Source organism: Novosphingobium sp. B1, from assembly GCF_900176395.1.
Taxonomy (GTDB): domain Bacteria; phylum Pseudomonadota; class Alphaproteobacteria; order Sphingomonadales; family Sphingomonadaceae; genus Novosphingobium.
In genome coordinates, this window is sequence record NZ_FWXL01000014.1 from 23,110 (window position 1) to 43,107 (window position 19,998).

General features: G+C 59.3%; 14 protein-coding genes. 8 read left to right on the forward strand and 6 right to left on the reverse strand.

The genetic code is table 11. The features are described from left to right. Positions 1-14: 14 nt before the first annotated feature. The 3 genes from B9A23_RS17910 to B9A23_RS17920 form a co-directional block, all read right to left on the reverse strand. Positions 15-3,722: an AAA family ATPase gene (locus B9A23_RS17910; RefSeq protein WP_084280466.1), complete on the reverse strand. Its 3,708-nt coding sequence runs from the start codon at positions 3,720-3,722 to the stop codon at positions 15-17. Continuing rightward, complete coding sequence (locus B9A23_RS17915; protein ID WP_084280511.1) at positions 3,722-4,972, reverse strand: exonuclease SbcCD subunit D C-terminal domain-containing protein; 1,251 nt, start codon at positions 4,970-4,972, stop codon at positions 3,722-3,724. The genes B9A23_RS17910 and B9A23_RS17915 overlap by 1 nt, the downstream gene beginning before the upstream one ends. A 99-nt stretch (positions 4,973-5,071) precedes the next feature. Next, positions 5,072-5,548, reverse strand: coding sequence for a hypothetical protein (locus B9A23_RS17920; protein WP_084280467.1), 477 nt, complete (start codon positions 5,546-5,548; stop codon positions 5,072-5,074). 214 nt (positions 5,549-5,762) lie between these two features. On the opposite strand from B9A23_RS17920, the gene B9A23_RS17925 reads away from it, so the two are divergent. Then, entirely contained in the window at positions 5,763-6,368 is a 606-nt protein-coding gene (locus B9A23_RS17925) for a MobA/MobL family protein (RefSeq protein WP_176218052.1), read from the forward strand. A 129-nt stretch (positions 6,369-6,497) separates the two neighbouring features. On the opposite strand, the gene B9A23_RS17930 is transcribed toward B9A23_RS17925, so the two are convergent. Both B9A23_RS17930 and B9A23_RS22385 read right to left on the reverse strand, forming a co-directional pair. Continuing rightward, positions 6,498-9,710 carry a site-specific integrase gene (locus B9A23_RS17930; protein ID WP_139797542.1) on the reverse strand — a complete coding sequence of 1,071 codons (3,213 nt, stop codon included), beginning with the start codon at positions 9,708-9,710 and terminating at the stop codon, positions 6,498-6,500. Beyond that, positions 9,694-10,893: a hypothetical protein gene (locus tag B9A23_RS22385; protein WP_139797543.1), complete on the reverse strand. Its 1,200-nt coding sequence runs from the start codon at positions 10,891-10,893 to the stop codon at positions 9,694-9,696. Before B9A23_RS22385 ends, B9A23_RS17930 begins: the two co-directional genes overlap by 17 nt. 387 nt (positions 10,894-11,280) lie before the next feature. Between B9A23_RS22385 and B9A23_RS22915 the strand changes: the two genes are divergently transcribed. Beyond that, positions 11,281-11,421: a hypothetical protein gene (locus tag B9A23_RS22915; RefSeq protein ID WP_217806622.1), complete on the forward strand. Its 141-nt coding sequence runs from the start codon at positions 11,281-11,283 to the stop codon at positions 11,419-11,421. Between the two features lie 348 nt (positions 11,422-11,769). Here B9A23_RS22915 and B9A23_RS17945 read toward each other — a convergent pair whose 3' ends face one another. Continuing rightward, positions 11,770-12,411: an NUDIX hydrolase gene (locus tag B9A23_RS17945; RefSeq protein WP_084280474.1), complete on the reverse strand. Its 642-nt coding sequence runs from the start codon at positions 12,409-12,411 to the stop codon at positions 11,770-11,772. Positions 12,412-12,512: 101 nt separating this feature from the next. Here B9A23_RS17945 and B9A23_RS17950 point away from each other — a divergent pair, with 101 nt between their 5' ends. The 6 genes from B9A23_RS17950 to B9A23_RS17980 all read left to right on the forward strand — a co-directional run bounded on the left by B9A23_RS17950 (position 12,513) and on the right by B9A23_RS17980 (position 19,997). Beyond that, entirely contained in the window at positions 12,513-13,577 is a 1,065-nt protein-coding gene (locus B9A23_RS17950; RefSeq protein ID WP_084280475.1) for a bifunctional nicotinamide-nucleotide adenylyltransferase/Nudix hydroxylase, read from the forward strand. Positions 13,578-13,636: 59 nt separating this feature from the next. Continuing rightward, complete coding sequence (locus B9A23_RS17955; RefSeq protein ID WP_084280476.1) at positions 13,637-15,016, forward strand: nicotinate phosphoribosyltransferase; 1,380 nt, start codon at positions 13,637-13,639, stop codon at positions 15,014-15,016. Between the two features lie 825 nt (positions 15,017-15,841). Further along, on the forward strand, positions 15,842-16,747 hold the full coding sequence (locus B9A23_RS17960) for a LysR family transcriptional regulator (RefSeq protein WP_084280477.1): 906 nt from the start codon (positions 15,842-15,844) through the stop codon (positions 16,745-16,747). A gap of 924 nt (positions 16,748-17,671) precedes the next feature. After that, positions 17,672-18,085, forward strand: coding sequence for an MbcA/ParS/Xre antitoxin family protein (locus tag B9A23_RS17970; RefSeq protein ID WP_084280480.1), 414 nt, complete (start codon positions 17,672-17,674; stop codon positions 18,083-18,085). After that, positions 18,082-18,816, forward strand: coding sequence for an RES family NAD+ phosphorylase (locus B9A23_RS17975; protein WP_084280481.1), 735 nt, complete (start codon positions 18,082-18,084; stop codon positions 18,814-18,816). Before B9A23_RS17970 ends, B9A23_RS17975 begins: the two co-directional genes overlap by 4 nt. 443 nt (positions 18,817-19,259) lie before the next feature. Next, a complete protein-coding gene (locus tag B9A23_RS17980) occupies positions 19,260-19,997 on the forward strand; it encodes a sterol desaturase family protein (RefSeq protein WP_176218054.1) in 738 nt (245 codons plus the stop codon). The last annotated feature ends 1 nt before the right edge of the window (position 19,998 follow it).

The following is a 19,998-nucleotide window of genomic DNA, read 5'->3' on the forward strand; positions in this document are numbered from 1 at the left end:
GATGCTGGCTCTTTTTAGCCAGAACAGACTTGGATTCTGCTAGTTCCGCGACCGGAAGGTAGGACCTCGATCTTCACCGGGATGCGCTCTTTAAGCTCCTCGACGTGGCTAATCACGCCGACGCGCCTGCCAGTCGCATGAAGGTGTTCGAGCAGAGCGACCGCCTGCCCCAAGCTTGCCGGGTCAAGCGCACCAAAGCCTTCGTCGATGAACAGGCTCTCGATCCGCACGCCGCTGACCGTCGACATCTCGGCAAGGCCAAGGGCCAGCGCGAGACTGACGAGGAAGCGCTCGCCACCTGACAGGTTGTGAAGCCCTCGAATTTCACCGCCCATGTCGTTGTCAAGTGCCTGGATCAACATGTCGCCCCCAAGGGCGCGCTCCAAGGTGTAGCGCGGCTTGAGTTCGGCGAGGCGTGTATTGGCATGCTCGAGTAGGCGATCGAGCGTCAGGCCCTGCGCAAAGCGGCGGAAGGTAGCCCCAGTCCTGTCGCCGATTAGATCGTTGAGGCGCAACCAGACGTCGGCTTCGGAACCACGCTTCTCGAGTTCGGCACGAAGCTGCGCTGTCTGAGACCGGACTTCGTTGTCGCGGCGCAAAACAAGATCAGCTTCGGAGCAGCGCTCGGCTGCCTGACGGCAGGCTTCGGCCGCGGCCTGTAATGCATGTTGCAAGCTTTCGCCAAGCAGGGCAGGGGCTTCGCTGGCGTTGTGCGCCACAAGATCCTGCTCGCGCTGGGTCAGCATGGCTTGCGCAATGGCGGCAGCCTTGTCGAGGTCCGCCAATGCCTTGGCCTCTATTTCAAGCGCTACAGCACCACCGCTAGCCACCCGGGCGACGTCATCAACAGTCAGATCGCTTTGGGTCAAGGAGGTAGCAAAGACCTTCGCGCGCATATCGCGATCAGCCTGGGCCTGACAAACAGCATCCCGGGCACTGTCGAGCCTGGCTGCGATCGCAGTGCGCTCGCGCGCAGTCAGTTCGCGGCGCTCTGCGGCTTGGCACTGCGTAGCTGCTGCGCGCTGCTGCCGGTCTTCAACGGCTCGCTCTGCATCAACTACCGACTGTCCGTCGAGCAATAATCCGCGCTCGTTCGCAAGCGCGGCGAGATCGGCTTCGGCAACGGCGAGCTTGTTAGTGCTGTCATCGGCCCGCTCGCGGCATCCTGTCAGAACTGCAGTGGCGCCCGCAGCCTCGGACTGAAGCGAGGGCAGGGCTGCGGTAAGGTCTTGTGCTTGTGCATTGCGCGACCGCCAGGCACTTGCATTGTCTGCGATCCAGCGGGGAGCATTGGTCAATGTTCGCCAGTCCGTAAGGGGCGCAAGATACCGATCAAGGGTAACGGCAAGGCGTGCGAGATCTTCCTCGCCTGCAGAAATTCGCTTGGCGTGCTCATCGACTGCGCGGCTTTGAAGAGCGAGTGTATCGCGAGCGGCGGCATTGCGATCCTGCGCTTGGTTCAGCGCCTGGCGTGCTTGCTGCTCAGCCTTGCGAGCCCGGTCGGCAGCTTCGCGCGCATCGTGCAGTTTGACAACGGCATCGTCTGCTTCCTGCCGCCTAGCAGCAAGCAAGGCCGGAAGCTCCGCAATGGCCCCAGCAATGCCGATTTCTTCGGCAGCGCGGAGCAAGCCTGCCGTTGCATTCTTAAGCTTGGCTGTCGCGCTTTCAAGCTCCTGCGTCAGCCTGACGTGCTGCTGGGCGTGCTCGACAAGGGATGTGCCAATCGAGGCAATCTGTCCGCCCAGTTCTGCTGCTTCGAAGGCCAAGCTCCGCTCCTCGGCGGCGATGGCTTTGGTCGCAGCCTCCCGATCGCGCAGGTGCTGGCCAAGTTTGCCCTCGAACAGCGACAGCTCGTGCTGTGCCGAGCCACAGACCGGGCAGGGTTGCTCGGGCTCCAACTGCGCGCGAAGGGCTTCGGCTGCTTCTGAAGCAGCACTGCGCAGGAGCGCAAGCTCGCTGCGCCCATGCTCGACTTGCCTCGAAAGGTCCGGCAGGCGAGCAGTGATCTCACCTTGGCGGTTCGCCAACTGGGCCTGGCGAGCCGTCTCGGCTTCGATCCGCCTGACAATAGCGTCAAGTGAAGTGCGAGCGGTGGCCAAGGTCTGGGCCTTGCTGTCGTGGTCTGTCACCAGGGATGCCACGTGCAGCAGGGCGTCGCGCTTTTCACTCAGGGCCTGAAGAGTGCCTGCTGGCGGTAGGAGAGCGTCTGCCTCCGCCAAGACCTCAGAGGCATCGGCATGGACCTGGGTTGCCTTCGCCAAAGACGCCTCGGCCTCGTTCCACTTCTGCAAGGCAGCGCGCTCGGCCTGCTGAAGCGCAGGGTGCTCAGAAACAAGCATCTGCAACTGCGCTGTTGCGGCAGCATGTTGGGCTAGCCCTGTGGTGAGTTCATCCTCCCGCAGGTCCAGCACCGACAGAGCAGCGTTTCGCTCCAGCCAGGCGTGCGCTTCCTCAAGTTCAGCAACAGCCTTGGCATGAGCGTCGGCTGTTGCTGCGTGCTTGCTGGTGGCATCGATGACCCGCTGGGCGGCGCTGGTTGCTTCGCTGCGCAAACCTTCGACCTCGCGGGCGGCTTGTGCCATGCGCAGGTCCAGTTCGCGCGCGGACAGGAGGAGAGGTGCCAGCGCCTTGGCGTGCTCTGCCACCTCGGCAGATCTGGCAGCAGCGGATTGCTCATCCACCTGAGCCTGCTGTTCGGCCCAAATGGCGCTGGCCAGTGCCTGTTCGCCTTGTGTCACCTGCACCAGCACTTCTTCGACGCGCCGCTCGGCGTTTCCGAGCTCCGTCCAGTCAGGAACAAGAGCCATTGCCACCCGGTCTCGAGCCAGAATATCGCGACGCGGGTTTGCCTCGGCCTGGTCTGCCTGCGCCCGAGCAAGCGCTTCGCGTGATGCTTCGATCAGGCCATTGAGCTGGACCGAGCGCTCTTCCCACTGCCGCGCTGACTTAAGGCCTTCATGCCCAGCAAGCGCCTCGGCTTCTGCGGACCTGGCCTGCGTTAGCTCATCCTCAGCTTGTCCCCGCTGCGTGTCGTCGAGCCCGTTTTGCCGAGAGATCTGCTCGCGCAGGCCGTCAAGGCCGGCTCGAAGGGCACTGGCTTTCTCGAACGCCCGGGCACCGAGCGTGGTATAGATCTCAGAGCCGGTCAGTCGCTCCAGCAATTGCGCGCGCTCATTGGCGTCGGCACGGATGAAGGCTTCAAAGTCTCCCTGCGCCAGCAGTACCGCACGGCCGAACTGCTCGGGCGTCAGGCCGATGACCTTGCGAATGGCATCCTTGGTCTCGCTGCGGGTTCCACCGAGGCGCTCGGCCGTGTCGAGCCGCTCGAAGCTGTGATCGTAGTTCTGGATCTTGCCGTCAGCTTTGCCGCGGGCGCGCTTGACCGACCACCGCGCGCGATAGGAGGCACCATCGGGCATCGCGAAGTCCACCTCGGCGTAGCCCTCGGCGGTTCCATGGCGCAGAATCGCGCGCGTGTCCTTGAGCGACAAGCCGTTTTCGTCCTGATCGCCGATCTTGCCACTCGATGGTGCGGCCCTGAGGCGGGGAATCTCGTTGAATAGGGCAAGGCAGACCGCATCGAGCAGCGTGGACTTGCCCGCACCGGTTGGCCCGGTGATCGCAAAGATACCGGATCCCGCCAGCGGCTCGGCGGTAAAGTCGACGATGAACTCGCCGGCAAGGCTCGCAAGGTTCTGCCCGCGGATGGCAAGGATACGCATCAGGCTTGCTCCCCGGCCGTGTTCACCTCGACGAGGAGCCTGGCAAAGGCAGCGGCCAGGTCATCGCTGGGTGGACTGCCGGCATAGCGCGCAGCATGAAGGGCAGCGAAGACATCTTCGGGCTTGAGCTCGCCCAGATCCGCTTCAGTCACCGCCTTGGCGGCAAGATCTTCCTTCGTCACTGTTCGTCGCACTATGCGCGTAAGGCGAACCGGCTTATCGGCAAGGGCGGCCAGCACGCGGGCTTGCAAATGCGGCTCGGGGCCGTCGACTTCCACAGTCACCTCAATGAATGGGTGCTGCTCGCGGGGCAGGGCGGGATCGAGATCGATTGCCTCGATCGCAGTGACAACTTCGTCGAGCGGTGCTGCACCTTCTGGCGGGACGGCCATAAAGATGACCGGCCGCGGAATGGCGACCTCGCGAACTTGCGCTGGTTTACCTGCTGCCAACTCCACGACGCTGATCGAATGGCGGTAATTGCGCTCAGTAGCCGAAAGCGGGAAGGGGGAGCCTGAATAGCGGATGGGGCAGAGGCCGGAGATGGTCTGCGCCCGGTGCAGGTGGCCGAGCGCGACATAGGCGGCACGCTCATCGAATAGCGATGTCGCCTGTGCCTCCTCGCCGCCAACGACAATGCGCCGTTCGGAAAGTTCAGAGACGGCGCCGCCAGCCACGTGCAGGTGACCAGACAGCACGAGGGGCAGGTCGCCAGCACGCACAGCGGCGTGATCGGCAACGCACTTGTACAGCGAGGACAGGTCGTGCGCGCCAAGGTCACCCGGCCGACAGAATGGAACGGCAGCGAGCCAGGCGGCCGTCTGTCCGTCGTTCCCCCGCAGCGGCACCATGAGCGCCTCAAGATCAGGTTCAGTGCCGCCACCCTCCGCCGCCGTACGCGGCAGCTGACCAACGAAACGGACCCGCGCCGGATCGAGCAGCGGGGCAGGGAGGTCGATGCGTGCCGCGCTGTCGTGATTGCCGCCTACGATCACGGTTTGCAGGGCAGGGCACTGCCGCGACACTGCCGCAAGGAAGGCATAGAGCCGCCGCATTGCCGACACCGGCGGGTTGGCAACGTCGTAAATGTCGCCTGCAACAAGCAGCACATCTGCCTTCAGTTCCTCCAACTGATCGAGCAGCCAGGAGAGGAATGCGTCGTGCTCAGCCTCTCGGGCGTGACCTGACAGCTCGTGGCCAAGATGCCAGTCGGAGGTGTGGACGAGCGTGAGGGGGGCGGGAGCTGTCATGGTCTGGGTCATTGCCCCTCGGGTCTGGCAGGCACAAGCGACAGATCCGGTCGCGCTGTGGAAGAAGGAATGGGGGAGGTTGTGGCGCCGGGAAAGCGATCAACCGGTAACGGCGGAGTTACGTTGCGCATGAAAGCCCAGCCACATGATCTGGACGCACTGCCGCGCTTCGATAAAGGTTGCGAAATCACCGGCCTTCAACGTGGCAATTGGCGATCGGCCAAGGAATGGTGCCTGGAGGTTGGAGAGGGATGGCCAGATGGCAGCGTCATCGCTGCCGAAGATCGGCGCCAGCAGGTTGTAGATATCAACGAGGATCGCGATGCGCAGGATCTCGTCCTGGTCGAGCGGCGGACAGGTGCGGCGCTCCCACAACGATAGCAGGCGGGCAAGCGGCATGGCAAGCATGGCCGCGGCGTCGGCAGGGCTGAGGCGCCAGACTTGCGCAAGGCGGGCATAGGCCTCCACGGCGTTCGAGGTCAGCACTTCTTCGCTGCCCCCGATGTCCAGCAGCACCCTGTCCACTGCATAGTCAGGCCACAGGCTGTCGGCGCCGTCTTCGTCCTTATCGCACATTGGTAAGATCTCCAGATGAGAACATAATGGCAACATTGGGAAGTGGTTCCAAGCGGAAACTGCAGGACTGTTACGCCAGACCGGCAGATGGGCTGGCGCGGCTGCGCCGATGACGGGCACGAGGGAAGGGGAGGCACGGGTGATCCGTGCAGTTGTTTGAAAATGGGGAAGAGCGTCCATGTACGGGTGCCGGCGGCTTCTCTGGAGTTACACCATGAAGATCAAGGCGAATGCGCAGACGCGCATGGGCAAGTGGACCGCGCCGGTCCCGGCAGGCAAGAAGCCGCTGGTCATGCTCGATGCAGGGCCCGAGGTGGGCTGGGGCGTGCTGCGCCGCAAGCTTGCCAAGCACACCAACGACCTTCGCCAGTACACCCACCAGAAGCTCACGCACGGGCGGGGACCGGACTATCTCGGCGACTGGCAGGTCGATGCGATGCACTGTGTGTTCCTGCCCGAGCAGGCGCCGGCCGATCTGCTTGACGCGCGCCGTCTTGTCGAGCGCTACGAGGCCGACAGCTTCGACGCCATCAAGGACTTGGCCTGCGTGGTGAAGATCGCGATCCCGGACCCTGCAGACGTGGTCAAGCAGTGGAAGCGCATCCGCCGCTTTGCCGAGTACCAGTTCGTCCAGCGTGACATGGCGTGCATTGCCATCCTGCACCAGCCGTGGCGCTCGGGCGTCAAGGCTGATGCCCACGTTCACCTCATCGCACCGGCGCGTGAGCTTGGCCGCGATGGCTTTGGCGCATTCGTCCGCCCGTTTGCGACCGATGCAGGCGCGGCGGAGATCTACACGGCCTGGTCAAACTGGCGCTGATAGGGTGGGGCGGAGCGGCGAAAAGTCGCTCCGCTTGCCCTGGGTCTCGCGAAAAACACTCTCCCGCATTCCACTATTACCATGAAAATCTTGGAGACGCGTGTCAGAGTGTATTATCAGCTTAGACTTTCAGCTCTTGGGAAGTCGTAAACGCAACGTCTGCCGTCTTGGCAATCTTTCGTCAATTCCTTCCTCAATATGTGCCTCTTTTTCAACTAAGCTGGCGGTAATGACACCGTGTTGTTTTCTTGTCTTTTGTTTCGTGTCATATTTTTTTGGGCGTTTCTTTTCCTCTAACTCAAAGGTCCTTCTTCCTGCTGCGTGTTCAGCAAGTATGTGTCTAAGATACGCATTCCTCGCTGCCTTTGCGATCTGCTGCTGCCGTTGTACCTCGTTTTCCTGCGCTTCTTTCTGGCGATCTCGTTTCTCATAAAACTCCCTTAATATCGAGCGAACATCGGTACCTTGACTTGCTCTGGGCGCCGTCACCAGTCCTTCGGGCAAGTCTTCTAAAGATGCGGCTTCAGCCAGCAGTAAAAAATAAACCAGCACGGCATTTGTCGGCCACACCGCCGTTTTCTGCATGGAGTTCGGTTTACGCGCGGGCCGAATCTTTGTTCGATCATTACCGGGGCGGCCGCGCTGAAAACTGCCGATACCGTCAGTCTTAACCCTGGGCGGTTCGGCCCGCAGTTTGCGTGCGACCTCATTCTTCACGTTCTTTATGTGAATTGCTCCGTCCTGATGTTTACGTAGAAACGTCCGGGTCATTGCCAATTCGGTCGGTTGTTGGCGCAGGTTTTGTAGCTTGTTCCAGAACTGGCTGAGTTCGCTTTGATGAGATGGCGATGGTTGTTTCAATGGCTGATACCAGCAAGAATTCTCAGCATCAAAGTCGCCTATCACGGCGTCCGGCTTTTCGAGGATGAGCCCGTGACGAGGAAGGCCTATCCCCCTTGCGGTCGTTCGCCGCTTGAGGCTCAGCAGTTGATGAAACCGGCGAGCCAGTCGCTCGACGTGCACAAGGCGTATCCCGAGCTCATCCGCGATCAATCTCGCAGAAACGCCACGTGAGGCCATCTGCACGATCTGATTCAAGCTGTAGTAGTCTGCGACCTCATCTCGGCGCCATTCAGGGATCGCCACGAGACGCTCCTTAGCGTCAGGAGGTGACTTGCTGCGAAGCTGAGACAGGAATGCATTGCCTTGCGGCATCCACGCCGGGAACGTCTTTCCCCGCGGTCGCCGCGCGCGCGGCAACACGAGATTTATGACTTCTTGCTCGTTCTGCAGTGCGTCAACGGCTGTTGCTATTGCAGACTGCTCCGCCGAACTTTCCTTGCGAGCGTAATGGCTGAGTGTTTCCGCCTTGGGCTTGTCAGGTGCCAATTGGCAGAGCACTTCTGCGGGCAGCGAAGGCTCACACGACTGCCGCCAGCAGTAAGCTGCGGCCACCAGATCCATGAGATGGGTATAGGTGCCGATGGTGCGTTGGAACCTCGAGTGACCCGTCAATTGGCGCACGGCTTCCAAGGAGGACAGGCCCAGGTGTCCATCGTTGAGCAAGGTGCGTTCCAGGCGCTCACGACGAGCCAATGAAACAAGATCCGAAGTTATGCCGGCTGGCAGCCTGAATTCATGGGCATCTCTCGGAAACAGCATGGTTGCTACCGCGTAGGACACGAAACTGTGACGCAAGATGCTGCAGCGACTGAAGATGTATGCTGCGGTTTTTCGCTCGTCAGCAGTAGCTGGCGGTTGCCTACAGACTGCGCGGATCGCTGTCTCGATCCGGTCGCAGAGATAGGGATAATCTGATGGGTGGTAGATCGTCTCGAACAAGAGCCGGGCGTGCTTTCGCTCACCAGCACAATCGCGAATGCGCAGTGCCCGCCATTTGAGCAACTCAGCCAGTTCATCTGCTGAAAGCAGCGCGTGCAGGGGCACTACCCTGCCACTCGTCTTGTTCTTGAGGGTCACATATGGCGTCGCGGCAACTGTCAGCTCTACAATCTCATCAGCAATGATGATGTGATCTATTTCCAAGGCGACCACTTCACGGGGCCGCAGGCCGCAGCGGAACATGAGGAGGGCGGCAAACCAATGAGTTTCACGCCGGCCCGTCGCATGCTCGAGTTGCGACAGTAATGCTTGAAACTGGGGCCTGCTAAGGATCTGGCTCTTGATGTTGACCACACGGTACTGCGTTTGCAGGCCCTCAGGCCGTGACAGGTTGCCAAAGCCTAGGTAGCTGAAAACCCGTTTGGCTACTCCGAAACCGTCGGGTCTATTCTCCAAGACGGAATGAAGTATTATTTCTATCTGTATTGGATCGGTGTACTGAAGTGGCAGATTCCATACATCAGACCAATCAATTGAGAGACCCAACGCGTACGCATGATCAAGTAGTGTAGAAGCACGCTTGTAATTTGGCTTATTCTTAGCCAACAGAGGCTTTTCTGGACAGTGTTCTAAGAACCATTGGCGTATCCACCAGCCAATGTTATTTTGGCGGTGATCTTTGGCACCGTCCATATACAACATGCGCTTGCCCAAGCCGTGTCTGATAGCCCAGTTCAGTTCGAGCCGTTCGTGAGCTAACGTAGGATTGGCACTAGTAACATAGCTGTCGACAGCCTTCTCGATTGCTTTTCTGATTAAGTGGAAACCGCCGTCTTTAAACCTATGATACCTCGGTTTTTGAGCGAGCGGCGGCAAAGATGCGCGACTAAGTTCGTAAGGGGCAGGCGTTGAGCGGCGAGGTTTGACGTAAAGTTCGTTTAATTGACTCCAACCGTCGCGGGACAACGACGCGGAGCGAAGCGAGCCAACGCAATGCTCGACCACCGCGGGTGGCCAAAGGAGGGCCATCTTGATTTTGGCAGCAGGTAGCACCCAGTTCTCGAGTTCAGTTGTGAGTGCTGTTTCTTCCAGCTGTATAATTCGCGTGTAGTCGCTGCCTTGGCTGATGCAGGGTTTTATCGCGTCGCAAGATTTCGTTGCCACCTGCCGGCTTAGCAGGTTCTGGGTAATCGGATCGGCAAACCAGTTTCGGCCCTTTCCCGAAATGAAGACGGCTTGCGTCAGCCGGGCGTCCAGCTTTTCTCCGGGCGCTAGGCTCCGTAGGTGTCCCATGACTGACCTGATCCAATCTGGCCAGGTCTCTGCATCAAGCAGCCCACCGAACAAGACTGCAGACAGGAGCAGTTGGTTTCGTCTCACAGAAAGGTCGCGCTCGCTGCGACCTAAGGCAGCCAGGAAATCATTCTCGAGCGTCCAAAACCGTTCCATCGATGGCGCGTCGAAGGCGAAACCGGGTCGCGCTCTAACCCTTCCTGCCATTGCACGCCTTTCGATGCGACTTGACAGGAGGCCGATCAAATTCGGCGGCGGCCCCAAAATGCGCTTCGAAGGTCACGTTGAGCAGCGCACGATATGCTGACGGGTCGAATGCAGAGCCATTGCTCCAAGGCTCTGTACCGAGATCAAAATGTCCGAGCCAGGCGTCAATGACTGATTGGGGCAAATGACCCACCAAGCCCGAGCGCAGAGTATGACGGGCAAAGTTGGCCGGTACATCAGCGAGTCCAGCGATGGCTTCCTTCAACCACAGGACTTTAGCTTGCCGCACGACCAGCCCTTTTTCAGCCAGGCCTTTCGGATGCTCCTGCAAAATCAAAAAGGGGAGTACATCGTCAGCCTCCAGGCCCTTAACATGGCGATCGATCACTGCCTTCGAGCGTGTGTGAATGTTGTTGCGGCCAGAAAGTGTGCGCAATTGGTCGATGTAAAACCGTAACATTTCCTGCACCGCAGGCGGGAGAAAGACCAGACGCGCACGCCCGAGCGATGTCCCGAGGGTCTGGTCAGCTACTTTTCCCAAAGCACTCGTACGATCTTTGTCGAGGACAATCAGGCCACCGGTGCGAGGTTCAATCCGCCGCAGCCCCGGCACCCAATCAATGACGGAACGGGTTGCCGTAGACAGGGCCAGCAAAATCCACAGCCTGGCTACAAGTTTATTGTGAGATGCGATGAGCTCGCCGTCTTTTTGGCGCTGATCGGGTTTCGGTCCTAATAACTCCAGCGTGCTTCTTATGTCGCAGACTCTGCCGCTGTCCGACGCGCGCGTGAACGCGGATCTTGCAAAAGAAGGGATCGAGATCCTTCCGCGATTGTCGGCCTCGGCCGCCAGCGACAGATCCGATATTGGGCTGGCCATGGCCTTTGCATATAGCATTGCGGCCTTCGAAACAGGGAGGCTTGTGTAGTAGCTGCGCGCTGCGCTGTGCTCCAGGTCCTGCCCTCCGATTTGCCTTCCTAATGTTCGGTCGCCTGTCGAAGCCCAGGCTAATTTCTCGATTACGGTGCCGGGCAATCTGTCCACTCGCGGTAGTGCTCTGGCTAAAAGGCCAAGGGTGGCCTTTGCCCATGCCTGGAAGGCTGCAGCATCCAGCTTAGCCTCTCGTGGCGTCGCCGCCAAAAGCGGTGTCGATGCACAGCAGCCCTCCAGCAACCCAGCCATCGCCAACCAAGGGCTCGTTCGTTCTAGCAGAGGCAGCCACACGGCTCCGCGATCCGTAATCTCGGAGCGCTTGGGATCGATATGTACACCCGCTGGCAGCCACCACCCGAACTTTGGAGAGCCTTCGTTTGCCCACGTGACAAGCCCCCATTCGGCTGCCGGGCAGCTCTTTTCAGAAGCAAGAGATATGCGGCGCAATCCAGACAGCTGAGCCGCGCTACGCCCCAGGTCTAGCATCAAGCGTATCGTCAGGCCCGCTCGCAATAAACTCGGATCCAAGCGGGAGTTCCGCAATGATCTCAGCAAGACGCTCAAGGCGTTCTCAGTAGCTGCAACCTGTGCCGGGGTCGCGACGCCTTTGCGTAGAGGTAGGGAATGGTTCTCTCGATGCACGCGCGCTCGCGCGCCCTGCAATTGTGCCGGGTGCTGGACATGCGGTTCGACCGGATTGAACTGGTCGTCCTCAAGCACACAAGGCTCTCCCTGCGCACAATCAGCCATGTGGATTTTGGGCGTCTGAACGACTGACCGCACTGTGAACCGAGAACTTGGGCATCATACTCGAGCTTCATTCCTATTTTTGTTTATCGGATTGTCGGGCCGGCTCTTGTGCCTCAAAATCAGTGCCACGCCGCAAACGGTATCGGGAAATTCAGCTTATGAAAACCCAGCATCGTCAATATTTTAGGGTAGAGGTCGGCGGTAAATTCCGATGGTCCGATAACCGGCCCGCCCGCAGAACAATATCATTTGCTAGAATCGACGGGGCGTATATCCGCGACGCCATCGCTGTCGCTGAGGCAGCAGGGAGATCCATTCCCGTCAGCGAGCAATTGTGGTCAGAAGCTGGAAGAATCGACTTCCTTCCGTGCTCACCTACGACGGATGCCGATAAAGCTCTGCCGGCCTGAATGATGTGTCGCGCTCCCGCTGCCCTGTCGCTTCGAGCCACCCGGTGTCGAGCATGCGGCGGCGGAAGGCTGGCTTGTTGAGAACGGTGCCGGTGATGGCCTGGTGCAGGGTCTGGAGGTCACGCAAAGTGAAGAGGTCAGGCAGCAAAGAGAAGGCAAGGGGAGCGTAGTCGAGCTTGCCGCGGAGCCGCTCATAAGCTGTGGTAATGATGGCGGCGTGGTCGAATGCGAGTGGCTCGCCAGGTTCTGTGACCGGGCGTAACGCGAGATCGGCTTTCGAAGTAACGGCTCGCTCCAGAACCGCATGTGGTAACAGAGCGAAGTAGGCGACGCTGACCGTGCGCATCCGTGGATCGCGCTGCGGATCGCCGAAGGTGTAGAGTTGCTCCAGCCAGGCGCTGTCCTGCGCGGCAACGCCTGCCTTGCCCACCAGCACGCGCCTTGCGGCATCGTCCAGCGTCTCCTCGATGCCAACGAACCCGCCCGGCAGCGCAAGCGCGCCGACGTAAGGCTCTTCGCCCCGGCGCTGCATCAGAACCGACAGAACACTGTCGGCGACGGTCATCAGCACGAGGTCGACAGTCACGGCGAAGGGTGGATGGCTCATGCGATTAACTTATATCTTGACTGGATATAAGTCCAGTGCGCATAAGGTTGCAGTGAGTCGGGGAGTCCGCCACGCTACGATCATCTGGGGGAGCCTCGGATATGAGCAAGTTTGATTTCGGCGTCTTCATTGGACGCTTTCAGCCACTGCACGTCGGCCACGAACACGTCATCACGCGCACGCTTGAACAGGTCGAGCGACTGATCGTGCTGGTGGGATCGGCAAACGTCGCGCGCGATCCGCGCAATCCCTTCACTTATGCAGAGCGTGAGACGATGCTGCGTTCCGTCTTCCGCCACGAAGTGGCACAGGGCCGCCTGATCATCGCCCCGATCGACGATCACCATTATTCCGACACCGCGTGGGTCACGCAGGTCCAGCGCAAGGTTCGCGCCCTGGTGCTCGAGCATGGCAATGGCCATGGCTTCCAGATCCATGGGCTCACTGATTTCCGTGTCGCTCTGGCCGGCTACGGCAAGGATGCCTCGTCCTATTATCTCAAGCTGTTTCCAGAGTGGGAGAGCCTGCAGGTTGAGAGCCAATACGGCACCTTCTCGTCGAGCGACGTACGCCAGCGCTATTTCCAGCGCATCCCTGAAGTGCCTGCCGCCATCCTCTCTGCAGGTGTTGCGAACTTCCTGCGCGAGTTCATGCTGGGCGAGACCTTCAAGGCGCTGCTTGAGGAAGCCGAGTTTCTGGCAGCTTATCCGGCGCAGTGGGGGAGGGGGCCCTTCATCACCGCTGATGCAGTCGTCGTCCAGTCGGGCCACATCCTGCTGGTCGAACGGGGACGGGCACCGGGCAAGGGTCTGCTTGCGCTCCCGGGCGGTTTCGTCAATCCGTCCGAGCGCATTCGCGACACCGCCATCCGCGAGTTGCGCGAGGAGACCGCGATCAGCGACGGCAAGGGCCAGATCCCGCCGGCGATGCTCGCCAGCTTCATCGAGGACGCGCGCACGCGAGTGTTCGATGCGCCGAACCGGTCCTTGCGTGGTCGTATCATCACCCACGCCTTCCTGTTCCGCCTGCCCGAACGTCGCAAGCTGTTCAGCGTGAAGGGTGGTGACGATGCGGCGCACGCGCAGTGGTACCGCTTTGGCGATCTGTCGCCTGAAATGCTGTTCGAGGACCACTGGGCCATCATCGAGGAAATGGCCGACCTTTGAAGACGGAAGCGCCGCGCAGGGGAGTCCTGCACCCGGCGATAATGTGAGGAGTTCACATCATGACCAACCTGATCCTGGCAACCGACAGCTACAAGCACAGCCACTTCCTGCAATACCCGCCCGAGACCCGCGCGATAAGCGCCTACATCGAGGCTCGGCCAAACGACTTTGCTGACGAAGTGCTGTTCATGGGCCTGCAGCCCTACCTCATGGACTATCTCGGGCGGCCGATCACCCAGGCTGACATCGACGAGGCCGAGGCAGTCTGCACCGCGCATGGCGTGCCCTTCAATGGTAAGGGCTGGCAGATCGTGCTCGACGAACATGGCGGCTACCTGCCAATCGAGATCCGCGCTCTGCCTGAAGGCATGATCGTGCCGACCGGGGTGCCGATGGTGCAGGTCGAGACGACGGACCCGCGTTTGCCATGGCTGGCAACCTTCATCGAGACTGCCCTGCTTCGGGCAATCTGGTATCCGACCACGGTCGCCACTCTCAGCCGCCAGTGCCGCCTGATCATCCGTGCAGGGCTCGAGAAGACCAGCGACGATGTGGAAGGCCAGCTACCATTCAAGCTGCACGACTTCGGTGCCCGCGGCACCAGCAGCGGCGAGAGTGCAGGCCTTGGCGGCATGGCCCACCTTGTCAACTTCATGGGCACTGACACCATGGAAGCGCTGATTTCGGCCCGTCACTACTACGGCGCGGACATGGCCGGCTTCTCGATCCCGGCGGCCGAGCACAGCACAATGACCAGCTGGGGGCGCGAGCGCGAGGAAGCTGCCTATGCCAACATGCTCGATGCGTTCGAGGGTGAGGGCAAGATCGTTGCCGTCGTTTCGGACAGCTATGATCTTGATGCGGCGCTGACCGGCATCTGGGGCGGAAGCCTGCGCGACAAGGTGTTGGCTCGGAAGGGCACGCTGGTAGTGCGGCCCGACAGCGGTGATCCGGTGGAAACCCCGGTGCGGGCGGTCAAGACCCTGTGGGAAGCCTTCGGCGGTACCGTCAACACCAAGGGCTATGGTGTGCTCGATCCCCACGTCCGTGTAATCCAGGGGGATGGCATGACGCCTGCCACGATTGCCCGTCTGATCGACCGGTTGATCGAGGAAGGCTTCGCCATCGATAACATCGCCTTCGGCATGGGCGGTGGCCTGCTCCAGCAGGTCAATCGCGATACCTTGCGCTTTGCGATGAAGGCCAACGCCATGCGCGATGCCGCCGGGGTATGGCGCGGCGTGGCCAAGGCTCCTGCCACCGACCCCGGCAAGAGCAGCAAGGCGGGAAGGCAGGCTGTGGTGCTGGAGAACGGCGGCATGGTGGCGCGGCGGATGCATGACGTGGCCGATGCCGATAACTTGCTCCGCCCGGTCTGGCGCAACGGGACCATGCTGGTGCGCCACAGCTTTGACGAATTGAGGAGCCGAGGAGCGTAAACTGTTGGATACGGCAGGAGTGCGGCAATCGGAATGTACCCGCGAGGTTAGCAGGCAAGGCACTACGGTGCCCACGTATTCGCTAATCCTGCTGTCCGGGTCCTGAGAACCTGACGCGCAGGAGCGGCGAAGGCTTCACGCAACGTAGTCCATCCTCGACCGGATTTGAACAACGCGTAACTGGCAGTCGCAGATTACGAACATGTTGCTTCAAAACCGTGTCGGTTGCCAGATTTCCAGAGGGGACCCGCCATTGGGTATGTCTATCGTGGGTGGGTGCGCAGACCGTCAATTCGTTGGTCGGTTGGCAGTGCGGCTTAGAGCTCCGAACAGCTTCATGAGGGAGCCGGAAATCAAGAGGAGCGGCATTGACCGTCAGGGATTCAATAGAGAATGCCGCGATGGTTAGGAAGGCCAGCATTTAAGAACCCTTTCCTTTTCGCAAAGTACCGACGTTTTGATTAGTCTGGCGGCGCTGCATCGATTGCAGCAGGCCGCCAGTGACCCAGGGCCCTCGGTCGACCGCTTCCGGAAGCGGGCCAGATCAGGCCATGGCGTGCTGCGCGCCTGAAACTTGGCAGACTAGCGTGCAGCGCGTTCAAACTGTTTGGGGGCGGCTCTTAGAAGCGGGGCGGCCGCCCCCAGCAAGGACATAATGGCAGTTGATGGCGCTTCAGCGGGGGCTCCTTGAACAAGCGACCTTCAACAAAGCCATTTGCGGGGACATCCTCTCTTTCCTTGCCTGACCAGTCTGCAACACTGAAACTATTGCGTCCAATCGAAAGATAACGCACTTTTCAATCGAAATCGTCTATCGGGTGAAAAGTGCCAACACTTCGCCAGCTTGAATATTTCGTGGCTGTTGCTGAACAGCGTCATTTCGGCCGAGCGGCGCAGGACTGCAACATTTCGCAACCGACGTTAAGTCATCAGATACGAGCGTTGGAAGATCGCCTTGGTGCGACTCTAATTGATCGTACGACTTCAAATGCTGAGCTGACACCAATCGGCCGAGAGGTTTACGAGCGGGCAAGGAAAGTCTTGATGGGCGTGCGCGACATTCGTGCGCTGACCGCTAGGTCCGCCAAGCAGTTTTCAGGTATCGTCCGCTTCGGCATTACACCGACATTGGGGCCTTACCTCATGCCTGCGCTTATTGGTGCTTTAAAAGTCGACCTTCCGGAACTGCGATTTTACATTCGAGAGGGCATTCCTGCAGAGCAGGCCAAAGATTTATCGTTGGGGCGGCTCGATCTCGTGGTCGGTCCAGGACCAATGGCGGGTGAAAACCTAGAGGTAATGCATCTCTTTGACGAACCTATGAGTATCGTGGCGTCGCCAAACCACCATTTAGCAGATGCAGGTCAAGTTACCCGTGCCGATCTTGCTGGAGAGCGCTTTTTGACGCTCGACCCGCGTCATCACTATCATCAACTCGTCGGCCAGGCATGCGCCGAGTTAGGTGCTGAAATTCTGCTCGATTATGAGGGTACGAGCCTCGATAGCGTACACCATATGGCAGGTAGCGGTGTGGGGCTCGCAATTCTGCCTGAACTGTATCTTCGCTCTGAGGTGGGCGGTGATGCGCTTGTGGTTCGTTTACCCATCGACGAATGGCAATGCAGCCGGACAATTGTTGCAGCGTGGCGCGCTGATTCTGCAAATGCGGGGGACTATCGAGCTTTGTCCTATCAAATAAAAGATAAAGCCGAGCGGCTGCTTTCTTACTAGACAGCGTCTTGCAAGCCTCTGAGGCCGTTAGGACTGCACTCGGCGTTTTGGCTCAAACCGGGATTCGACCGATGGACTTGCGGCCGCCCACTATTGCTGCGGCGCTGAGCCAAGGCCTGTTTAACTTACCCAATTTCGCAAAACCTTCTGAGTCATGCGCCATGAACTGGCTGCGTACATCGAAAATAGCTTTCGCGTCATTAAGTTAATCAAAGCCTTAAGATGGTGCCATCAAAGCTTCATGCACTACCACAATGAAAATATTATAATCTTTGAACTCTGCATTGAGTTAGCCATCCGCAGCTTAAGTCTCTTGCTCGATTGTTGGTTCAGTGGGCGCTGTGATGAGGGGGCCATGGATTGAATTTGTAATATTCTGGTGGGTATTGGCTGTCTTGGCCTGATCTATCTCGGCTCATGCGCAATGGTCGGTGCGGGTACCGTGGTCGTAGCCTCAAAAAACAATTCTGCCGTCTTCGAGACTCCTCACCGATCCTAATCGCATCGGCATTTCGTCAGTGTGAGCAGCATGCTCAAATGGTCGTATGGCAAAAGTCTGATGGGCAGCTCGCCGAGGCAGTGATGACTGGCGTAATTGGCTTGCACGAATACGGAGCGGTCTGTGCCGGAGTCATTCAGCTCCGCTGGGAGTTAGACGTAACCAACAACCATGTTGGCTTGGTGCTAGCGCTTTCCATTCCATTCTAGGGTTCCGTTCCGCTGGCAATTCGACGATTTGCGGCTGCGGCCTTCGCCCCTTAGGAGCAGAGCAACCGTTTGCCAATCATTCTCCAGTTTCAGCGCAGCATCTCTTACGACAGCAAGTTTCAATTTGGCAGGAGGTGTTGAAAAGAATGGCAACATCTCGCTGATATGTTGCCATCTGGCATTAAATCGCATATATGTGTGTTATGGAGAAATGCCATGCTGGCTTTGCAACCCGTTGATACTGCCGTTACCGCCTTCCGTCCTGATCCGATTACGCAGGATGAAGCTGCTGCCATGTTCAGGGCAGTCCTCAACCTGTTCAGCAAATGGAAACTGACCGACGAGCAGTCTGCAACGCTGCTCGATATGCCGCTGCGCTCTTTCCGTCGCTGGAAGGCAGATGGCCCGGGGCGCATCTCCCGTGATGGGCGTGCAAGATTGTCTAACCTCATGGGCATCCACAAGGCGCTCCGCATAATCTTCTCGGAGGTAACGCGGGGTTATGCCTGGATTAGGGCGGCAAATGACGCGTTCAGTGGGGCCAGTGCGCTCGATGTGATGCTTGGAGGTGAACTCACCGATATCTTTCGAGTGCGTCGCTATCTTGACGCTGAGCGTGGTGGCTGGTGAACGAATTAGCGGACATCCCCATATCTCGAATTGGGTGGAAAGGAGCTGTCAGGATTATCCGCAGTGTCTTTCCGCCGATTGACCTGTTTGAAGACATTGCTGATCCAGCTGATTGGCCGCTGCTGATTTCCGCAGAGCAGAAGACCAATCCCCGCATCATGGCAGCGATTGGCAATCTTGATCTCGTTCCAGTTGACCGGCGTGTCGGGGGCATTGGGGCCTCCTACCTCATGGCACCATTTACACACGTCAGCATCGACCGACCGAGCCGCTTTACTGATGGCAGCTATGGCGTGCTTTACGTCGGCGACCGCTTTGAAACTTCATTGTTTGAGACAATCCACCATCACAGTAGATTTATGGCTCGTACGAAGGAGCAACCTGGATGGACGTCGCAGTTCCGGGAGATCATGATGGCGGTCGATGCAGACTTGCACGACATCAGATCGGCTGCGGTCGAACAATCCTCTATGCTGGAGCCTGACGACTACGCAGCATCTCAAGCTCTCGCTGCAAGTCTCCGGCGTAGGAAATCCGAGGGCATCGTTTACATGAGCGTCCGGAATCCTGGCGGGGAGTGTGCCGCACTCTTTTACCCGGACTGCGCTTCCGATCCGTTGCAGGGGCGACACCTTGACTATCACTGGGATGGCCAGCGGGTTGATCTTATCCGCGATGCCGGTTCTGGAGATGTGTTCCGCATCGTCGATGTCGCGCCTGGTCCAATCTGATCGTATTGGGGATCATACCTCGTAGTTTAGGCTCTGTGGAGTTGCGAGCACATAAGATCCCGCCAAAATCCAGGAGCCGATGGCGCTCTCACGCCTTGGGACATAGTAACTCGAGGCCGAGCGCAAACGCGGCCGCATCCACACATGCATCGGCAACTGCTTGAGGGTAGAGCGCGCACCGCGATATCAGGACAGCACGTGTCGCGGCAGGAAATGGGCAGGATCGATCAAGCTACGATTGAACGGATCTGGGTCAAAAGACATGCCGGCCATCCCAAAAACGAACGGGCGGTTCAACTGGTCAGCGACGCCGCGCTTGCTCCGGAATAGAGCCTCAACATGGAAACGTCAGAATTTTTGCAACCGGAACAGGTCGTAAACTGTGCCGATGTATCAATCCGGACATGTCATCAGTGCGGCTCATGTTTGCCGGCTTTGCCATCATGGCAGGGATCACTTGGCTCGAACGCCTCCGTAACCCCGGGCCAAGCGACTGGGTTCGCAACCTGCAGGCCTATGCCCTCGATTTCGGCATCTCCTATTTCGTCCACGTCTACTGGCCGAAGTGGATGGGCGGATCGCTGCTCGATGCCGCCGCGATGCCCTATTGGCTGGCCCTCGCGCTGGTTTTCGTCACGCGCGACTTCACCGAATGGCTATTCCACATTGCCCAGCACCGTCTGCCATGGCTCTGGGCCATGCATTCGCTGCACCATTCCGACACGGAGATGACCGCTCTCACCACCAACCGCCACTTCTGTGGAGACCGGCTGATCAAGGCGCTGACAATCTGGCCGCTGGCGACGATGATCATCAATCCGACCTCGTCGATGTTCGTGATCTACGCTGCGTTCTCGCTCTATCACTACTTCGTGCATGCCAGCCTGAAGGTGGACTTTGGGAAGTGGTCATGGCTGCTCAACAGCCCGGCCTATCACCGCCGCCACCATTCGCGCCTACCAGAGCATTACGATACCAATTTCGCCACACTGTTCCCGGTTTTCGACGTCATTGCAGGCACCTACCGCCGCCCTGACGGCTGGCCACCGTGCGGGCTGGACGAGGCACCGCGCAGCTTTGCCGACCTCCTCGACTGGCCGGTCCGCGCGCCCTTGCGGCGCTGGCTGGCCAAAGTGACAGGCAAAACTGCCGAAATACCCGCAGCTAATGCCGAGGCCTGAG